General features: G+C 66.7%; 11 protein-coding genes. 9 read left to right on the forward strand and 2 right to left on the reverse strand.

All coding sequences use genetic code 11. The features are described 5' to 3' along the window. Positions 1-179: 179 nt before the first annotated feature. Positions 180-2,012, reverse strand: coding sequence for a glutamine--fructose-6-phosphate transaminase (isomerizing) (glmS, locus tag J2X52_RS16455; RefSeq protein WP_310155887.1), 1,833 nt, complete (start codon positions 2,010-2,012; stop codon positions 180-182). 489 nt (positions 2,013-2,501) lie between these two features. Between glmS and J2X52_RS16460 the strand changes: the two genes are divergently transcribed. The 7 genes from J2X52_RS16460 (at position 2,502) to J2X52_RS16490 (ending at position 10,098) form a co-directional block, all read left to right on the forward strand. Beyond that, positions 2,502-3,815 carry an efflux RND transporter periplasmic adaptor subunit gene (locus J2X52_RS16460; protein ID WP_310155889.1) on the forward strand — a complete coding sequence of 438 codons (1,314 nt, stop codon included), beginning with the start codon at positions 2,502-2,504 and terminating at the stop codon, positions 3,813-3,815. A 2-nt stretch (positions 3,816-3,817) separates the two neighbouring features. Beyond that, a complete protein-coding gene (locus J2X52_RS16465; RefSeq protein WP_310155892.1) occupies positions 3,818-4,018 on the forward strand; it encodes a hypothetical protein in 201 nt (66 codons plus the stop codon). A gap of 49 nt (positions 4,019-4,067) precedes the next feature. Then, positions 4,068-4,790, forward strand: coding sequence for an ABC transporter ATP-binding protein (locus J2X52_RS16470; RefSeq protein WP_310155895.1), 723 nt, complete (start codon positions 4,068-4,070; stop codon positions 4,788-4,790). An 11-nt stretch (positions 4,791-4,801) separates the two neighbouring features. Then, the gene (locus J2X52_RS16475; protein ID WP_310155898.1) at positions 4,802-6,100 is read left to right on the forward strand and encodes an ABC transporter permease; all 1,299 of its coding nucleotides are present in this window, start codon (positions 4,802-4,804) and stop codon (positions 6,098-6,100) included. Positions 6,101-6,123: 23 nt separating this feature from the next. Then, positions 6,124-7,347 (forward strand): FtsX-like permease family protein, encoded by a 1,224-nt coding sequence (locus J2X52_RS16480; RefSeq protein ID WP_310155900.1) that lies wholly within the window; start codon positions 6,124-6,126, stop codon positions 7,345-7,347. Between the two features lie 95 nt (positions 7,348-7,442). After that, a complete protein-coding gene (locus J2X52_RS16485; protein ID WP_310155902.1) occupies positions 7,443-8,783 on the forward strand; it encodes a sigma-54 dependent transcriptional regulator in 1,341 nt (446 codons plus the stop codon). A 1-nt stretch (position 8,784) separates the two neighbouring features. Continuing rightward, positions 8,785-10,098 (forward strand): HAMP domain-containing sensor histidine kinase, encoded by a 1,314-nt coding sequence (locus J2X52_RS16490; RefSeq protein WP_310155904.1) that lies wholly within the window; start codon positions 8,785-8,787, stop codon positions 10,096-10,098. Positions 10,099-10,228: 130 nt separating this feature from the next. On the opposite strand, the gene glmU is transcribed toward J2X52_RS16490, so the two are convergent. Continuing rightward, positions 10,229-11,593, reverse strand: coding sequence for a bifunctional UDP-N-acetylglucosamine diphosphorylase/glucosamine-1-phosphate N-acetyltransferase GlmU (gene glmU / locus J2X52_RS16495; protein WP_310155906.1), 1,365 nt, complete (start codon positions 11,591-11,593; stop codon positions 10,229-10,231). Positions 11,594-11,652: 59 nt separating this feature from the next. Here glmU and J2X52_RS16500 point away from each other — a divergent pair, with 59 nt between their 5' ends. Continuing rightward, a complete protein-coding gene (locus tag J2X52_RS16500; RefSeq protein ID WP_310155908.1) occupies positions 11,653-13,686 on the forward strand; it encodes a hypothetical protein in 2,034 nt (677 codons plus the stop codon). A 175-nt stretch (positions 13,687-13,861) separates the two neighbouring features. After that, positions 13,862-14,245 carry a GtrA family protein gene (locus J2X52_RS16505; protein WP_310155910.1) on the forward strand — a complete coding sequence of 128 codons (384 nt, stop codon included), beginning with the start codon at positions 13,862-13,864 and terminating at the stop codon, positions 14,243-14,245. Positions 14,246-14,414: the final 169 nt, after the last annotated feature.

Here is a 14,414-nt window from a genome sequence, read left to right on the forward strand (position 1 = left end):
AACACCGCGTGAAGGCTGTTGTCGTTCTCGCCCCGATTCAACCGCTGCCCCGAAGTGCAGCCCGTCAAGCGGGGGGCGAATTATGCATAGATGAAATGGGTTTGCAAAGAGGCTGACACGAATTTCTGTATCAACCCGTTAAACGCAGTTGCCTGTTCAGCGAAATTGCCGCAGCCGCGCTATTCGACGGTCACCGACTTGGCCAGGTTGCGAGGCTTGTCGACATCTGTGCCTCGCGACAGCGCCGTGTGATACGCCAGCAACTGCACCGGAATAGTGTGCACGATCGGGCTCAAGACACCGATGTGTCGTGGTGTGCGGATCACATGCACGCCCTCGGAAGCGCTGAAGTTGCTGTCGGCGTCAGTGAATACGAACAGCTCCCCTCCACGCGCGCGCACTTCCTGCATGTTGGACTTCACCTTCTCGAGCAGCGCGTCCTTCGGGGCGATCACGACCACCGGCATGTCGGCGTCCACCAGCGCCAAGGGGCCATGCTTGAGCTCGCCGGCCGGATAGGCCTCGGCATGGATGTAGGAAATCTCCTTGAGCTTGAGCGCCCCCTCCAGCGCAATCGGGTAATGCACGCCACGTCCCAAGAACAACGCGTGATGCTTGGGGGTGAACTTCTCCGCCCAGGAGGTGATCTGCGGCTCGAGGTTAAGCGCGTGCTGCACGCTGCCCGGCAACTGGCGCAGGTCTTCGATGTACGCGGATTCCTGCTCTGCACTGAGGCGACCATTGAGCTTGGCCAGCGTCACCGCAAGCGCAAACAGGCCGACGAGCTGCGTGGTGAACGCCTTGGTCGATGCCACGCCGATCTCGGCGCCGGCGCGGGTGTAGAACACCAGCCCGCTGGCGCGCGGGATCGCGCTTTCAGGCACGTTGCAGATCGACAGCGTGCGCGTATGCCCGAGCGACTTGGCGTACTTGAGCGCCTCCATCGTGTCGAGCGTTTCGCCCGACTGCGAGATCGTGACGATCAGGTGCTTCGGATTCGCGACCGCCTTTCGATAACGGTATTCGCTGGCGATCTCGACCGAACACGGCAGGCCGCTGATGGCCTCGATCCAGTAGCGCGCGACCGAGCCGGCATAGAAGCTGGTGCCGCAGGCGAGGATCTGCACGCCCTCGACTTCGCGCAATACGTCGCCTGCGTCCTTTCCGAACAGCGTGGGCTCGAACGCGGCGGCGTCGATGATCGCCTCGATGGTGTCGGCCAGCGCGCGCGGCTGCTCGTGGATCTCCTTCTGCATGAAGTGGCGATAGGGGCCGAGTTCTAGCGAGGCCAGCGAGACATCCGACAGGTGTTCGTCGCGGGTGACGTTGTCGCCATTTCCGTCATAGACCTGCACCGCGGCGCGGGTGAGGACAGCGGTGTCGCCTTCCTCGAGGAAGATCACCCGGCGCGTGGCCTGCAGGATCGCCGAGACATCGGAGGCGACGAAGTTCTCGCCCTCGCCCAGGCCGACCAGCAACGGGCAGCCCATGCGCGCGACGACCATGCGGTCGGGATCGCCTTTGTCGATCACCGCCAGCGCATATGCGCCTTCGAGTTCCTGGGCCGACGCCTGCAGCGCGGCCAGCAGATCGAGGCCTTGAGATTGGTGATGGTGGATCAGATGCGCAATGACCTCGGTATCGGTCTGCGACTCGAAAACGTAACCGAGTTCAGTCAACCGTTCGCGCTGCGCCTCGTGGTTCTCGATGATGCCGTTGTGCACCAGCGCCAGACTGTCGTGGCTGATGTGCGGGTGCGCGTTGGTTTCGGTCACACCGCCGTGCGTGGCCCAGCGCGTATGACCGATGCCGAGGCCCGCCTGCAGACCATCGGCGCGTGCGGCCGCTTCCATCTCGACCACACGGCCGGTGCGGCGCACGCGACGGACCGCTCCGCCGGTCACCACCGCGATGCCGGCCGAATCGTAGCCGCGATATTCGAGCCGCTTGAGGCCCTCGACGAGGACGGGCACCACGTCACGCCTCGCGATCGCCCCGACAATTCCGCACATCCGGCCTGCTCCTCTCTATAGAAGCGCCCATTCTAGCGGCGCCGATGGCCACGCCCGCATGCGGCCTTGCCGGCGTTCAGCGCGTGAACCAACAGTCCGCGAGGTCTCGAAAAGGGCGGGCGGCGCACTGGTAGCGATAGATCCTCCCCCGTCGCGGCGCGCGATGCGGGACGAAAACCCCGAACGAGCGAAAGCCCGCCTGCGGCCCGGGCAATGCGCACCGGAATTTTGCGCCGCGACCGTCAATGACCGGCAGGGCCCGCTCCTCCGGAAACGGCCCCTCGTGAACGGCCGTCAGGCGTGACGAGTCCATACCCCATCGTCACCGCGTCTCTCCTCCGCGTGAACACTGCCGCCCGCCGTCGTCCGCCCGCGGACGTCCGGACGCTCCGCGGACGCCGCGATACAGATCTTTATTCCTTGAAAATCAATGACTAAAGATTGGCACGGGATCTGCTTTGTAAGCCCTATCCGCAAGAGATCGTCCGCATGTCCAACACCGCCTCCAGCCCCTCCCCACGTCCTGCCGGCATCCGCGACACCGCCGGACAGGACACCGTCCATGCGCGTTCCAGCACGTCTCGCCGTCGTCCTTGGCTGATCGGTGGCATCGCAGGTGTATTGCTGATCGCCGCTGTCGCCTGGTTGCTCACCGGCTGGGCCTCGGGCGCGCAATCGGTCGACGCGCAGCGCCTGCGCTTCGCCGAGGTCACCCGCGGCGATCTGGTCCGCGACATCGCAGCCGAAGGCAGGGTCATCGCAGCCAACAGCCCGACGCTTTACGCGATCTCCGGCGGCATGTTGAGCCTGAAAGTGGTGGCCGGTGATCGGGTCGAGCGCGGCCAGGCGCTGGCCGAGATCGACAGCCCCGAGCTGCGCAGCAAGCTGGCGCAGGAAGAAGCCACCCTCGCCGGCTACGAGGCCGAAGCCGGACGCGCCGCGCTTGATGCGCAGCTGCGCCGGGCCGAAGCGCGCAAGGTGCTCGACCAGGCCCAGATCGATCGCACCGCGGCGGAACGCGATCTGCAGCGCTACCAGCGCGCATACGAGGGCGGCGCGGTGGCGCAGGTCGATCTCGCGCGCGCCCAGGACACGCTGCAGAAAACCGAAATAGGCGTCGCGTCGGCGACCGAGGATCTCGGTCTGCAGGGCCGCGGCGCGGGACTCGACACGCGCAACAAGCAGCTCGTCGCCGAGCGCCAGCGCAGCGTGGTCATGGAGGTGCGTCGCCAGGTCGAGGCGCTCACGCTGCGCGCGCCGTTCGACGGCATTGTCGGCCAGGTGCAGGCGGTGCAGAGCAGCAACGTCGCGGCGAATGCGCCGGTACTGTCGATCGTCGACCTGTCGGTGTTCGAGGTCGAGATCAAGGTGCCGGAAAGCTTCGCGCGCGATCTCGAGATCGGCATGCCGGCTGAGCTGCGCAGCGTCGGCAAGACGTATCCGGCGAAGGTCTCGGCGGTTTCCCCCGAGGTGGTCAATGGCGAGGTCGTCGCGCGGCTGCGCTTCGACGCAAACAGCCAGCCGCCGGGCCTGCGCCAGAGCCAGCGCCTGACCGCGCGGATTCTGCTCGACACCCGCAAGGACGTGCTGATGGTGGCGCGCGGTCCGTTCCTCGATCAGGAGGGCGGCAGCGCGGCCTATGTGATGGAGGGCAATACGGCGGTGCGCAGGCCGATCACGGCCGGCGCCAGCAGCCTGTCGGCGGTGGAAATCGTCGACGGCCTGCAACCCGGCGAACGCGTCGTCGTCGCCGGCACCGATCTTTTCGGCAACGCGGACCGCATCCGCATCTCAGGACTCTGATCATGCACACCCGTATCGATTGCCCGTTCCCCGTCGCCTGGACCGCCGACGAACTCGCCAGCGCTGTGCCGCGCCGGCTGTCGTCCGCATTCGAGGCCGGCATTCCAGCCGAACCCTCGCCCGGCGCGCGCATGCCCGCGTTCGCACGCGCACGCCGGCGCACCGTCACCCACGGCCTGCCGAGCCTGTTCCGCGTCCGCTGAGCGCGACGCGCCCTTTCTCTTTTTAGTTCACGTCACAGGACACATTCTCATGCTCGACATGCGCCAGGTCGCCAAGGTCTACCGCACCGAACTCGTCGAAACCCATGCGTTGCGCTCGCTCGACCTGCACGTGGCCGAAGGCGAGTTTGTCGCCGTCACCGGTCCGTCCGGCTCGGGCAAGACGACCTTCCTCAACATCGCCGGCCTGCTGGAAAACTTCACCGGCGGCGAATACCGGATCGACGGTGTCGAGGTGCGCGGGCTGGGCGACGATGCGCGCTCGAAGCTGCGCAACGAGAAGATCGGCTTCATCTTCCAGGGCTTCAACCTGATCCCTGATCTGAACCTGTTCGACAACGTCGACGTGCCGCTGCGCTATCGCGGTATGGCGGCGTCCGAACGTCGCCTGCGCATCGAGGAATCGCTGTCGCTGGTGGGCCTGGGCTCGCGCATGAAGCACTTCCCGGCCGAACTGTCGGGCGGTCAGCAGCAGCGTGTGGCGATCGCGCGTGCGCTCGCCGGCAGCCCGCGTCTGCTGCTCGCCGACGAACCCACCGGCAACCTCGATTCGCAGATGGCGCGCAGCGTGCTGGAGCTGCTCGAGGACATCAACGCACGCGGCACCACCATCGTGATGGTGACGCACGACCCGGAACTCGCCGCGCGCGCGCATCGCAACGTGCACATCGTCGACGGCATGGCGACCGACCTGCAGGCGCTGCACGCCTCACCTCTATCCGGGGCCGCGTCGCGCGTCCCCGCAGACGCCTGAGGAGACCCGGCATGTTCGGTTACTACCTGCAGCTCGCGCTGCGCAGCTTCCGCAACAGCAAGGTGCTCACCGCGTTGATGGTGCTGGCGATCGCGCTGGGCATCGGCGCCAGCATGACCACGATCACGGTGTTTCACGTGTTGTCGGGCGATCCGATTCCCGACAAGAGCGATCGTCTTTTTTATGTGCAGCTGGATGCGGCCAGCATGCACGGCTACGCATCCGCCGAAGAACCCGACCGGAACATCACCCGCTTCGATGCAGAAACCCTTCTGCGCGAGGCACGCGGCACGCGTCAGGCGATGATGAGCGGCGGGTTCGTCGCGGTGGCGCCAGACGATGCGCGTGCGCCTTTCTTCACCGATGCGCGCTACACATCAGCCGACTTCTTTCCGATGTTCGATGCGCCTCTGGTCCATGGCCGCGCCTGGACTGCGGAAGACGACGCTTCCCGCGCACGCGTGGCGGTGATCTCGGCCGAGACCAACCAGAAAGTGTTCGGAGGCGGCGACAGCACCGGCAAAACCCTTCGCGTCAACGGTGCCGACTTCCGTGTCGTCGGCGTGCTCGGGCCCTGGATGCCGACGCCGCGGTTCTGGGACCTGTCGCTGGACAGGTTCAATTCAATCGAGTCAGTGTTCGTCCCGTTCTCGACTGCGATCGAACAGAAGCTCTCGCGCATGGGCAGCATGAACTGCTGGGGCGACTCGGCCGGCGATCCGAATGCCCTCAATGCACCCTGCACCTGGGTCCAGTACTGGGTGGAACTGGCCGCGCCCGCTGACGCCGCGGCCTACCGCGATTATCTGGCGAGCTATTCCGACCAGCAGCGCACGGCCGGACGCTTCGAGCGTCCGACCAATGTGCGTCTGCGCGATGTGCCGGCGCTGCTCGATCACCACCAAGTCGTCCCCAGTGATGTGCGTCTACAGCTGTGGCTTGCGATCGGCTTCTTGCTGGTGTGCCTGGTCAATACGGTCGGTCTGCTGCTCGCCAAAAGCCTGCGCCGTGCGACCGAGATTGGAGTGCGGCGCGCGCTCGGCGCGTCGCGCCGCGCGATCTTCTCCCAGTTCCTGGTCGAAGCCGGGGCGATCGGCGTGGCCGGCGGCGTGGTGGGTCTGGGCCTCGCCCTGCTCGGCCTGTGGGGCGTACGCCAGAACCCGAGCAGTTATGCCGCGCTCGCCCAGCTCGACATGCCGATGCTGCTGACCACCTTCGCCCTGTCGATCGTCGCAAGCCTGCTGGCCGGTCTGCTGCCTGCATGGCGCGCCATGCAGGTGACGCCGGCGATCCAGCTCAAGTCGCAGTGACCCAGACTTCCTCGAGGACTTCCATGGACATTCGCCCCATCTTCTCGACACTGCGCCGGCACAAGACCGCAGCCGCATTGATCGTGATCGAGATCGCGCTCGCCTGCGCGATCATCTGCAACGCGATCTACCTCATTGATCGTCGGATCGACCACATGTCGCGCGCCAGCGGCACGGTCGAGGACGAGATCCTGCGCATCCAGATGCCGAGCATCGACGAAACCGCCAGCGTGGACCGCCGCGCCGCTGTCGAGCGCGATCTGGCCGCCCTGCGAACGCTCCCCGGCGTTCGCCACGTGGCGACGGTCACCCAGATTCCCTATGGCAACAGCAGCTCGACCAGCGGTGTACGACTCAGCCCCGACCAGCCCAACAACACCATCGTGGCCTCGGGTTACCTGGGCAGCGAGGATCTTCTCGATACGTTCGGCCTGCAGCTGGTGTCCGGACGCCGATTCAATCCGGACGAGCTTCTCAACATGGTCGACGTTGAGAAGGCTGGCGATTCGGCGCGCGTACCTGCCGTGATCGTCAACCGCGCGATGGCCGAGCGTCTGTTTCCGGGCGAGGATGCGATCGGCAAACATATCTACAGCTGGGGCAATGCACCGATTCCGATCGTCGGCGTGGTCGAAACCCTGGCAATGCCGACGGACGACACCGGCCCGGGAAACGCGACGATGCTGCTGCCGATCCGTGACGATTACAACGGCATCAACTACGTGATCCGCACCGATCCCGCCCAGCGCCGCCAGGTGCTCGATGCTGCAGTCGCCACGCTCAAGCAGATCGATCCCAACCGCGTCGCGGTCAACACAGACCTGATGACCGACCTGCGCGAGAAGTACTACCGCGAGGATCGCGCGATGGCGATGCTGCTGGTCGTGGTGTGCATCGCGCTGCTGGTCGTCACCGCGCTGGGCATCGTGGGCCTGGCGAGCTTCTGGGTGCAGCAACGGACCAAGCAGATCGGCATCCGCCGCGCACTCGGCGCGACGCGCACCCAGATCCTGCGCTATTTCCAGGTCGAGAACTTCCTGCTTGCCACGATCGGCATCGTGCTCGGCATGCTGCTGGCCTACGGTCTCAACCAGCTGCTGATGTCGCGCTACGAGCTGGGCCGCCTGCCGCTGATGTATCTGCCGATCGGCGCCGTCGCGTTGTGGGTGCTCGGGCAGATCGCGGTGTACTGGCCGGCCAGGCGCGCGGCCTCGGTGCCGCCGGCCGTGGCGACGCGCAGCATCTGATCGCGCGCATCCACGCGTCGCCGGTTGCGTCTATCGCGGCCGCCGACGACCATGCCTTTCGCTCACGCACGTTCCAACCGGATGTCCAGCGCCTGATGCCCACGATCCTCGTCATCGACGACAACCCCGCCGTCGCCACCGCGCTGGAGGTGCTGTTCTCGTTGCACGACATCGCCTGCGAGCACGCGGCCACGCCCGATGCCGGCATCGCCCGCCTGCAGTCGGGCGGTATCGATCTGGTCGTGCAGGACATGAACTTCCACACCGACACCACGTCCGGCGACGAGGGCATCGCGCTGTTTCATGCGATCCGGCGTTTCGATCCGGATCTGCCGGTCGTCCTGCTGACCGCGTGGACGCGTCTGGAATCGGCGGTGGAACTGATCCGCTCCGGCGCCGCCGACTATCTGGGCAAGCCCTGGGACGACGGCAAGTTGCTCGCCACGGTCAACACGCTGCTGGAGCTGTCGTCGACGCGCCGGGCGCTTGAAACGCGCACGCGCGATGATCGCCGCCGCCGCGACGCACTCACGCAGGGCCGCGATCTGCGTGGTCTGGTCTGGGACGATCCGGCCAGCGAGACGACGCTGTCGCTGGCACTGCAGGTCGCGCGTTCTAACCTGCCGGTGCTGATCACCGGACCGAATGGCGCCGGCAAGGAGAAGTACGCGGAGATCCTGCATGCGAATTCGGCCGTGCGCGAAGGCCCCTTCGTCGCGGTCAACTGCGGCGCATTGCCCCATGATCTGATCGAGGCCGAACTGTTCGGTGCCGAAGCCGGCGCCTATACAGGCGCAACCCGGGCCCGCGAAGGCAAGTTCGAAGCGGCTGACGGCGGCACACTGTTCCTCGACGAGGTCGGCACCCTGCCGCCTGCCGGCCAGGTCAAGCTGCTGCGCGTGCTCGAGACCGGGCGTTTCGAACGGCTTGGTGGCAACCGCGAGCGCAGCGTGTCGGTGCGCGTGCTCAGCGCGACCAATGCCGATCTGTCGGCGATGATCGCCGACGGCCGGTTCCGCGAGGACCTGTATTACCGGCTCAACGGCATCGAACTGCGTCTGCCGCCGCTGGCGCAGCGCCCGCGCGACATCCTGCCCTTGGCCAGACACTTCCTCGATGGCCGCAAGCCGCTGTCGGCCGGTGCCGAGCGCGCATTGCTGCAGCACGGCTGGCCGGGCAACGTGCGCGAACTGCGCAATGTGATCCAGCGCGCGGAACTGCTGGCGCGCGACGCGCAGATCGACGCGCGCGATCTCGCACTGCCAGCCGCAGTTGTTGCGACGGTCGACGTCGACGCCTACGAACCCGGCCGTGCAGAGATCGAGGCCGCACTCGCACGCAGTGGCGGCGTGCTGGCACAGGCCGCCAGCGAGCTCGGGCTGTCGCGGCAGGCGCTGTACCGCCGCCTCGACCGCCTCGGCATCCGTCGCGACTGACATGCGCTGGCAACAGCGGCTGCCGTTGACGGGCGTGGTCATCGTGATCGCACTGCTGCATGTCGCGCTGGGCGCGGGACTCGCGGTGTTGCTGCTGCGCTGGGCGCCGCCGTGGATGGCAGTCGCCGGCGCGACGCTGTGTGCAATGCCCTCGCTCGTGTGGTCGCTGCAACGCGCGTTCGCGCCGTCGCATGCGCTGTTCCGTGCGCTCGCCGGCACCGTGGCGAGCTACCGCGACAGCGACTACGGCTTCGGCGTGTCGTGGCAGGGCAGTGGCGCACTGGGCGACCTGGTCGCCGCGCACAACGAATTGGGCGAGACGCTGCGCGCGCAACGTCTGTCACTGGTGCAGCGCGAACTGCTGCTCGACACGATGGTGCAGAACACGCCGGTCGCCATGCTGCTGCTCAATCCGGCGGATCGCGTGGTGCACGCGAACCTCGCCGCGCGTCGTGCGCTTGGCGGCGGTCGCAAGCTGGAAGGCCAGGCATTTTCCAGGCTGCTTGCCGATGCGCCGCCTGCGCTGGCGGACGCATTCGCGCGCGGCGGCGACGGACTGTTCACCATCGGCGATGGCGATACCGAGGAAATCCATCATCTGTCGCGCCGGCATTTCCGGCTCAACGGGCGGCGGCACGAACTGCTGCTGCTGCGGCAGATGACCACCGAATTGCGGCGCCAGGAAGTGCAGACCTGGAAGAAGGTCATCCGGGTCATCAGCCACGAGCTCAACAATTCGCTGGCGCCCATCGCGTCACTGGCGCATTCGGGCGCCGAGCTGCTGCGTCGCGGCCAGACCGCGCGATTGCCCGACGCGTTGCGCACGATCGAGGAACGCGCGCGCCATCTGGAAGGCTTCATCCGCGGCTACGCGCATTTCGCCAAGTTGCCGACGCCGCGTCGCGAACCGATCCGCTGGCGCGCGTTCCTCGACCAGCTGCGTTCGCAGGTTCCGTTCGTGGATGTCGGCCCGTTCGACGATGCATTCACTGCGTCTTTCGATGCCGCCCAGATCGAACAGGCGCTGCTAAATCTGCTGCGCAACGCCCACGAGGCTGGTGGCGATCCCGATGCGGTCGCGGTCGGGCTGCGACGTGCAGCGGACGGCTGGCGGATCGATGTGCTCGACCGAGGTCCCGGCATGAACGAGGCGGTGCTCGCCAACGCGCTGTTGCCGTTCTACTCGACCAAGCGCAATGGCACGGGTCTTGGTCTGGCACTCGCGCGCGAGATCGCGGAAGCACACGGCGGTCGCATCGCCCTGCTCAATCGCGAGGGTGGTGGACTCTGCGGGTCGCTGGTGCTACCGGACTAATCGTTGCTGCACCGCGATGGACATCCGGCGCCCGATGTAGCGACGGCACAAGCTGGCGATTGTCGTGACCCGGAATGCGCGCGGCCATGAGCCGCTCCTACGGTCGTGCACGAAGCATCGACAGATCCGCCTACTGCTTCTTCGGCCGCTCCCAGCCCTCGACGACCGTCTGCCGCCCGCGCGCGACGGCGAGCTTGCCGTCCGGCACGTCGTTGACGATCACCGAACCAGCTGCGGTCGTGGCGTCGTGGCCGATACGCACCGGCGCGACCAGTGCGGCGTTGGAACCGATGAAGGCGCGATCACCGATCACCGTCTTCGACTTGTTCACGCCATCGTAGTTGCAGGTGATGGTGCCGGCGCCGATATTGCTGCCGGCGCCGATTTCCGCATCGCCCAGATACGTCAGGTGATTGGCCTTGCTACCCACGCCGAGTGTCGTGTTCTTGGTTTCGACGAAGTTGCCGATGTGCACGCCGTCGGCGAGCACGGTGCCGGGACGCAGACGCGCGAACGGACCAATGGTCACCGCGCCTTCCGCGCGCACGCCTTCGAGGTCGCAATGCGCGCGCACTTCAGTGCCCCCACCCAGGCCCACGTTCTTCAGACGACAGAACGGACCGACGCGCACGCCGTCGCCGAGCGCCACGCGTCCTTCGAAGACCACGTCGACGTCGATCTCGACATCGCTGCCCACGATGACCTCACCGCGGATATCCACGCGCGCGGGATCGGCGAAGCGCGCACCGGCGACGCACAGCGCGCGGACCGCGCGCAGTTGCCATGCGCGCTCGAGTTGCGACAGCTGCCAGGGATCGTTCGCGCCTTCGGCCTCCAGCGGATCGTCGACCAGCACGATCTGCGCAGCGCTGTACTCGTCGGCGGCCATCGCGAACACGTCGGTCAGGTAGTACTCGCCCTGCGCGTTGTCCGACGACAGCCGCGCAAGCCAGGCCTTGAGCGCAGTCGCCTCGGCGGCAAGGATGCCGGTGTTGACGAGGTCGATGCGGCGTTGCTCGTCGCTCGCATCCTTGTGTTCAACGATCGCACCGACGTGGCCCTCGGGATCACGCACGATGCGGCCGTAGCCCGTGGGATCCTCGAGCTGCGCGGCCAGCACCGCCAGCCTGCCCTCGATCGACACCAGATGCCGTAGCGTCTCCGCGCGCAGCAGCGGCACGTCGCCGTAGAGCACCAGCACCTGCGCGCCGTCGGGCACATCGGGCATCGCCTGGCGCACCGCGTGGCCGGTGCCGAGCTGCTCGCGCTGCTCGGACCAGTGCAGGTCAGGCTGATCCGCGAATGCGGCCTGCACCTGCTCGCCGCGATGTCCGTAGACGACATGGATGCCGGCGGGCTCCAGCGCACGCGCCGCCTCGATGACATGCCACAGCATCGGCCGCCCTGCGATCTTCTGCAGCACCTTGGGCAGCGACGATTTCATGCGCTTGCCTTCGCCTGCGGCGAGGATGACGACGTGCAGAGGTGCGGTCATGGCATTCGAAAAGCGTGAGGGCGTTCGATGATAATGCACCCCTCACGTCAGGATCGACGATGTCCCGCATCGAAGCGAACATGCATCCGGTTACCGGATCGCCTTGGAAAACCGTGCTGTGGCTGCTCGGGCCGGCGCTCGTCCTGGTCGGCCTGACGGTGCACGGTGTCTGGCGGGTACTGCCGTGGGAGCGCTTCGCGCTGTCGCTCGTGCTCGCCGCTGTCGCTACGCTGGTCGCATGGCCTCTTGCGCGCTTCGCACGATGGCGCTGGGCATCCGCGCTCGCGACCGTGTGGTGCGCGGCGCTCGTGCTGTATGCCGGTCCTTTGCCGGTTCTGGCCACCGCGCTGATCGCGACTGCCGGCCTGGCGCTGGGTCTGCGCTGGATTCCCGCCGACGCACCGGCCCGGATCGCGATCTCAGCCGTGTCGGGCTATGCGGTGATCACCGGCGTCACGGGTTGGCTGGTGTCCCTGCCGTTCCATTTCGCCGTGGTATGGCTGCCTGTATTGGCGATCCTGATCGCATCGAACCGCCGTGGATTGAAGAGCCAGTACCAGGACGCTCGCAGCGACTGGCGCACGTTCGTCGACGCATCGCCGCGAGGGGCCGCTGCCGCGGTGATGCTGCTGGGGCTGGCCTCGACCGGTGCATGGCTGCCCACCATGCAGATGGACGATCTGACCTACCACCTGAATCTGCCTGCGCAGCTCGTACATCATGCACGTTATCTCGCGGATCCCGCCCATAGCGCATGGGTCTACTCGCCATGGATGGGTGATATCGGCCAAGGTCTGGCCTGGTTGCTGGCCGGTCGCGAAGCGCGCGGCGCGATGAACACGTTCTGGCTGGTGAGCGCAGCGGTCGCATTGAGCGGATGCGCACGTGCACTCGGCGCGGTGCCGGTGGAACGCATCGCAGTGGTTGCGCTCTTCGCATGTTTTCCGCCGCTGGTCTGGCTGATGGCTGGCATGCAGACCGAGCTGCCCGCGATGGCGGTGCTTTTTTCGCTGGTGGCGTTGGTCCTGCACGACCGTACCGGACGTCATCTGGCAGCGATGACGCTCCTGATGGCGGCGCTGGCCGCCCTCAAGCCGATGCACGCGCTCGCCGCGTTGCCGTTGCTGGCGTATGCAGCGCGTTATGCCCCTGGCCGTGTGTTGCGAATCCTGCCGCGGTTGGCCGCACTGTTCGTCGTGATCGCGGGTTCGAGCTATGCGCACGCGTGGTGGCATACCGGCAACCCGGTCTTTCCGCTGTTCAACGCGGTGTTCCAGTCGCCGCACTACCCCCTCGAGAACATGTCCGACACCCGCTGGCTCACCGGCTTCGGCCCGTCGCTGCCATGGCATATGACCTTCGAGAGCAGCCGGTTCGTCGAAGCCTGGGATGGCGGCATCGGGTTCCTGTGGATCGGTCTTGCAGGTGCCTGGTGCCTCGCGCTGCGCCGGCGTGCCACGCGGGCGTTCGCATGCATCGCGATCTGCATCGCGCTGTTGCCGCTAGTGCCGATGCAGTACGCGCGCTATGCGTTTCCGGGCCTCCTCCTGCTGTTACTGCCCGCGCTGAGCGGTAGCCGGGCGGACATCGGGGGGCGCATCTGGCTGTGGCCGATCGTCATGCTGTGCGTGCTCAGCCTGGCCTACCAGGCCAACAGCGGCTGGACTCACCATTCGGCCGCGCTCAAGCGGGTCGTTCGGGCGCCGGGCGCACCGGACGCAGTGCTGCCCTACTACGTCGCCGAACGCACGTTGATCGCGCGGTTGCCCGCCGACGACACGGGCGTGGTGCTGGCCACCGATCCCCAGCGTGGTCACGTCGCCGAACTCGCTGGACGCGGCCGGTCGATGTCCGTGCATGCGCCTGCACTCGCTGCAGCGCGCGAGGCGGCAGACCGCGACAGCGGCGGTGAAGCGTGGCGGGCGGTGTTCGAGCAACTCGACGCACGCTGGATCCTCGTCACCGAAGACGGTGCGTCGCCCGCGCTGATGCGGGCATTGGCGCTGGATCCGTCCATCGAGCAGGTGGATTCGCTGCAGGGCATCGCGCTGTGGCGACGGACGCCGCCAGGCGACAGGCCGGTCGATCCATGACCCTGCCAGCATTCAACTGGGAATCGTCCTCCGCGCAAATGCGCGTGGACCGCAATCTGCGCGGCGTGGATCGCGCACTGCCTGCCATGCGCGCAGGAAAATCTAACGGGCGCCCGCGTACGATGCCGTCGCGCGAGGGATCTCGCGACGCTCTCCATCCGGAACTGGAACCCTGATGAGCTTGACCCGACAGGGCCGCGACTACCTGGCCATCGGTCTGCTGCAGTGGCTGATCGACTGGGGCGTGGTGGTCGGCTTGACACATCTGGGACTGCCTGTGGCGCCCTCGAATGTCGTCGGCCGCATCAGCGGCGCGCTGATCGGCTTTTGGCTCAACGGCAAGCTGACCTTTGCAAACGACCGCAACACTGTCGGGGCCACGCAGTTCCAGCGCTTCATGCTGATGTGGGTGTCCACGACCCTGTTCAGCACCTGGGCCCTGACCCAGATCGATGACGTGCTGGGTCTGCGTTGGGTGTGGGTGGCGAAGCCGGCGATCGAGCTCGCGCTGGGCGCGGTGGGGTTTGTGCTGTCGCGCTGCTGGATCTACAGGCGCTGATTCGCACGCGTAGCTGCGATCCTGTGTGCGCCCATGATCGCCCGAGCGATGACGTGATCGAGAACTGATCACCGGACGCACGCGGTGGTGCGAGCGCGTGATCGCCGCGTGCGACCCGCGTCGAATTCTTTCGAAAGGACTCGACGTTCTTCTGACTTCCAAACGCAAC

The organism is Luteimonas sp. 3794 (assembly GCF_031456825.1).
Classification (GTDB): Bacteria; Pseudomonadota; Gammaproteobacteria; order Xanthomonadales; family Xanthomonadaceae; genus Luteimonas.

What these genes read in the sequence shown, in the direction of transcription:
- J2X52_RS16490 (WP_310155904.1), top strand. Translation starts at nt 8,785, where the DNA reads ATGCGCTGGCAACAGCGGCTGCCGTTGACGGGCGTGGTCATCGTGATC.
- J2X52_RS16460 (WP_310155889.1), top strand. Translation starts at nt 2,502, where the DNA reads ATGTCCAACACCGCCTCCAGCCCCTCCCCACGTCCTGCCGGCATCCGC.
- J2X52_RS16480 (WP_310155900.1), top strand. Translation starts at nt 6,124, where the DNA reads ATGGACATTCGCCCCATCTTCTCGACACTGCGCCGGCACAAGACCGCA.
- J2X52_RS16485 (WP_310155902.1), top strand. Translation starts at nt 7,443, where the DNA reads ATGCCCACGATCCTCGTCATCGACGACAACCCCGCCGTCGCCACCGCG.
- J2X52_RS16465 (WP_310155892.1), top strand. Translation starts at nt 3,818, where the DNA reads ATGCACACCCGTATCGATTGCCCGTTCCCCGTCGCCTGGACCGCCGAC.
- J2X52_RS16500 (WP_310155908.1), top strand. Translation starts at nt 11,653, where the DNA reads ATGTCCCGCATCGAAGCGAACATGCATCCGGTTACCGGATCGCCTTGG.
- J2X52_RS16470 (WP_310155895.1), top strand. Translation starts at nt 4,068, where the DNA reads ATGCTCGACATGCGCCAGGTCGCCAAGGTCTACCGCACCGAACTCGTC.
- J2X52_RS16505 (WP_310155910.1), top strand. Translation starts at nt 13,862, where the DNA reads ATGAGCTTGACCCGACAGGGCCGCGACTACCTGGCCATCGGTCTGCTG.
- glmU (WP_310155906.1), bottom strand. Translation starts at nt 11,593, where the DNA reads ATGACCGCACCTCTGCACGTCGTCATCCTCGCCGCAGGCGAAGGCAAG.
- glmS (WP_310155887.1), bottom strand. Translation starts at nt 2,012, where the DNA reads ATGTGCGGAATTGTCGGGGCGATCGCGAGGCGTGACGTGGTGCCCGTC.
- J2X52_RS16475 (WP_310155898.1), top strand. Translation starts at nt 4,802, where the DNA reads ATGTTCGGTTACTACCTGCAGCTCGCGCTGCGCAGCTTCCGCAACAGC.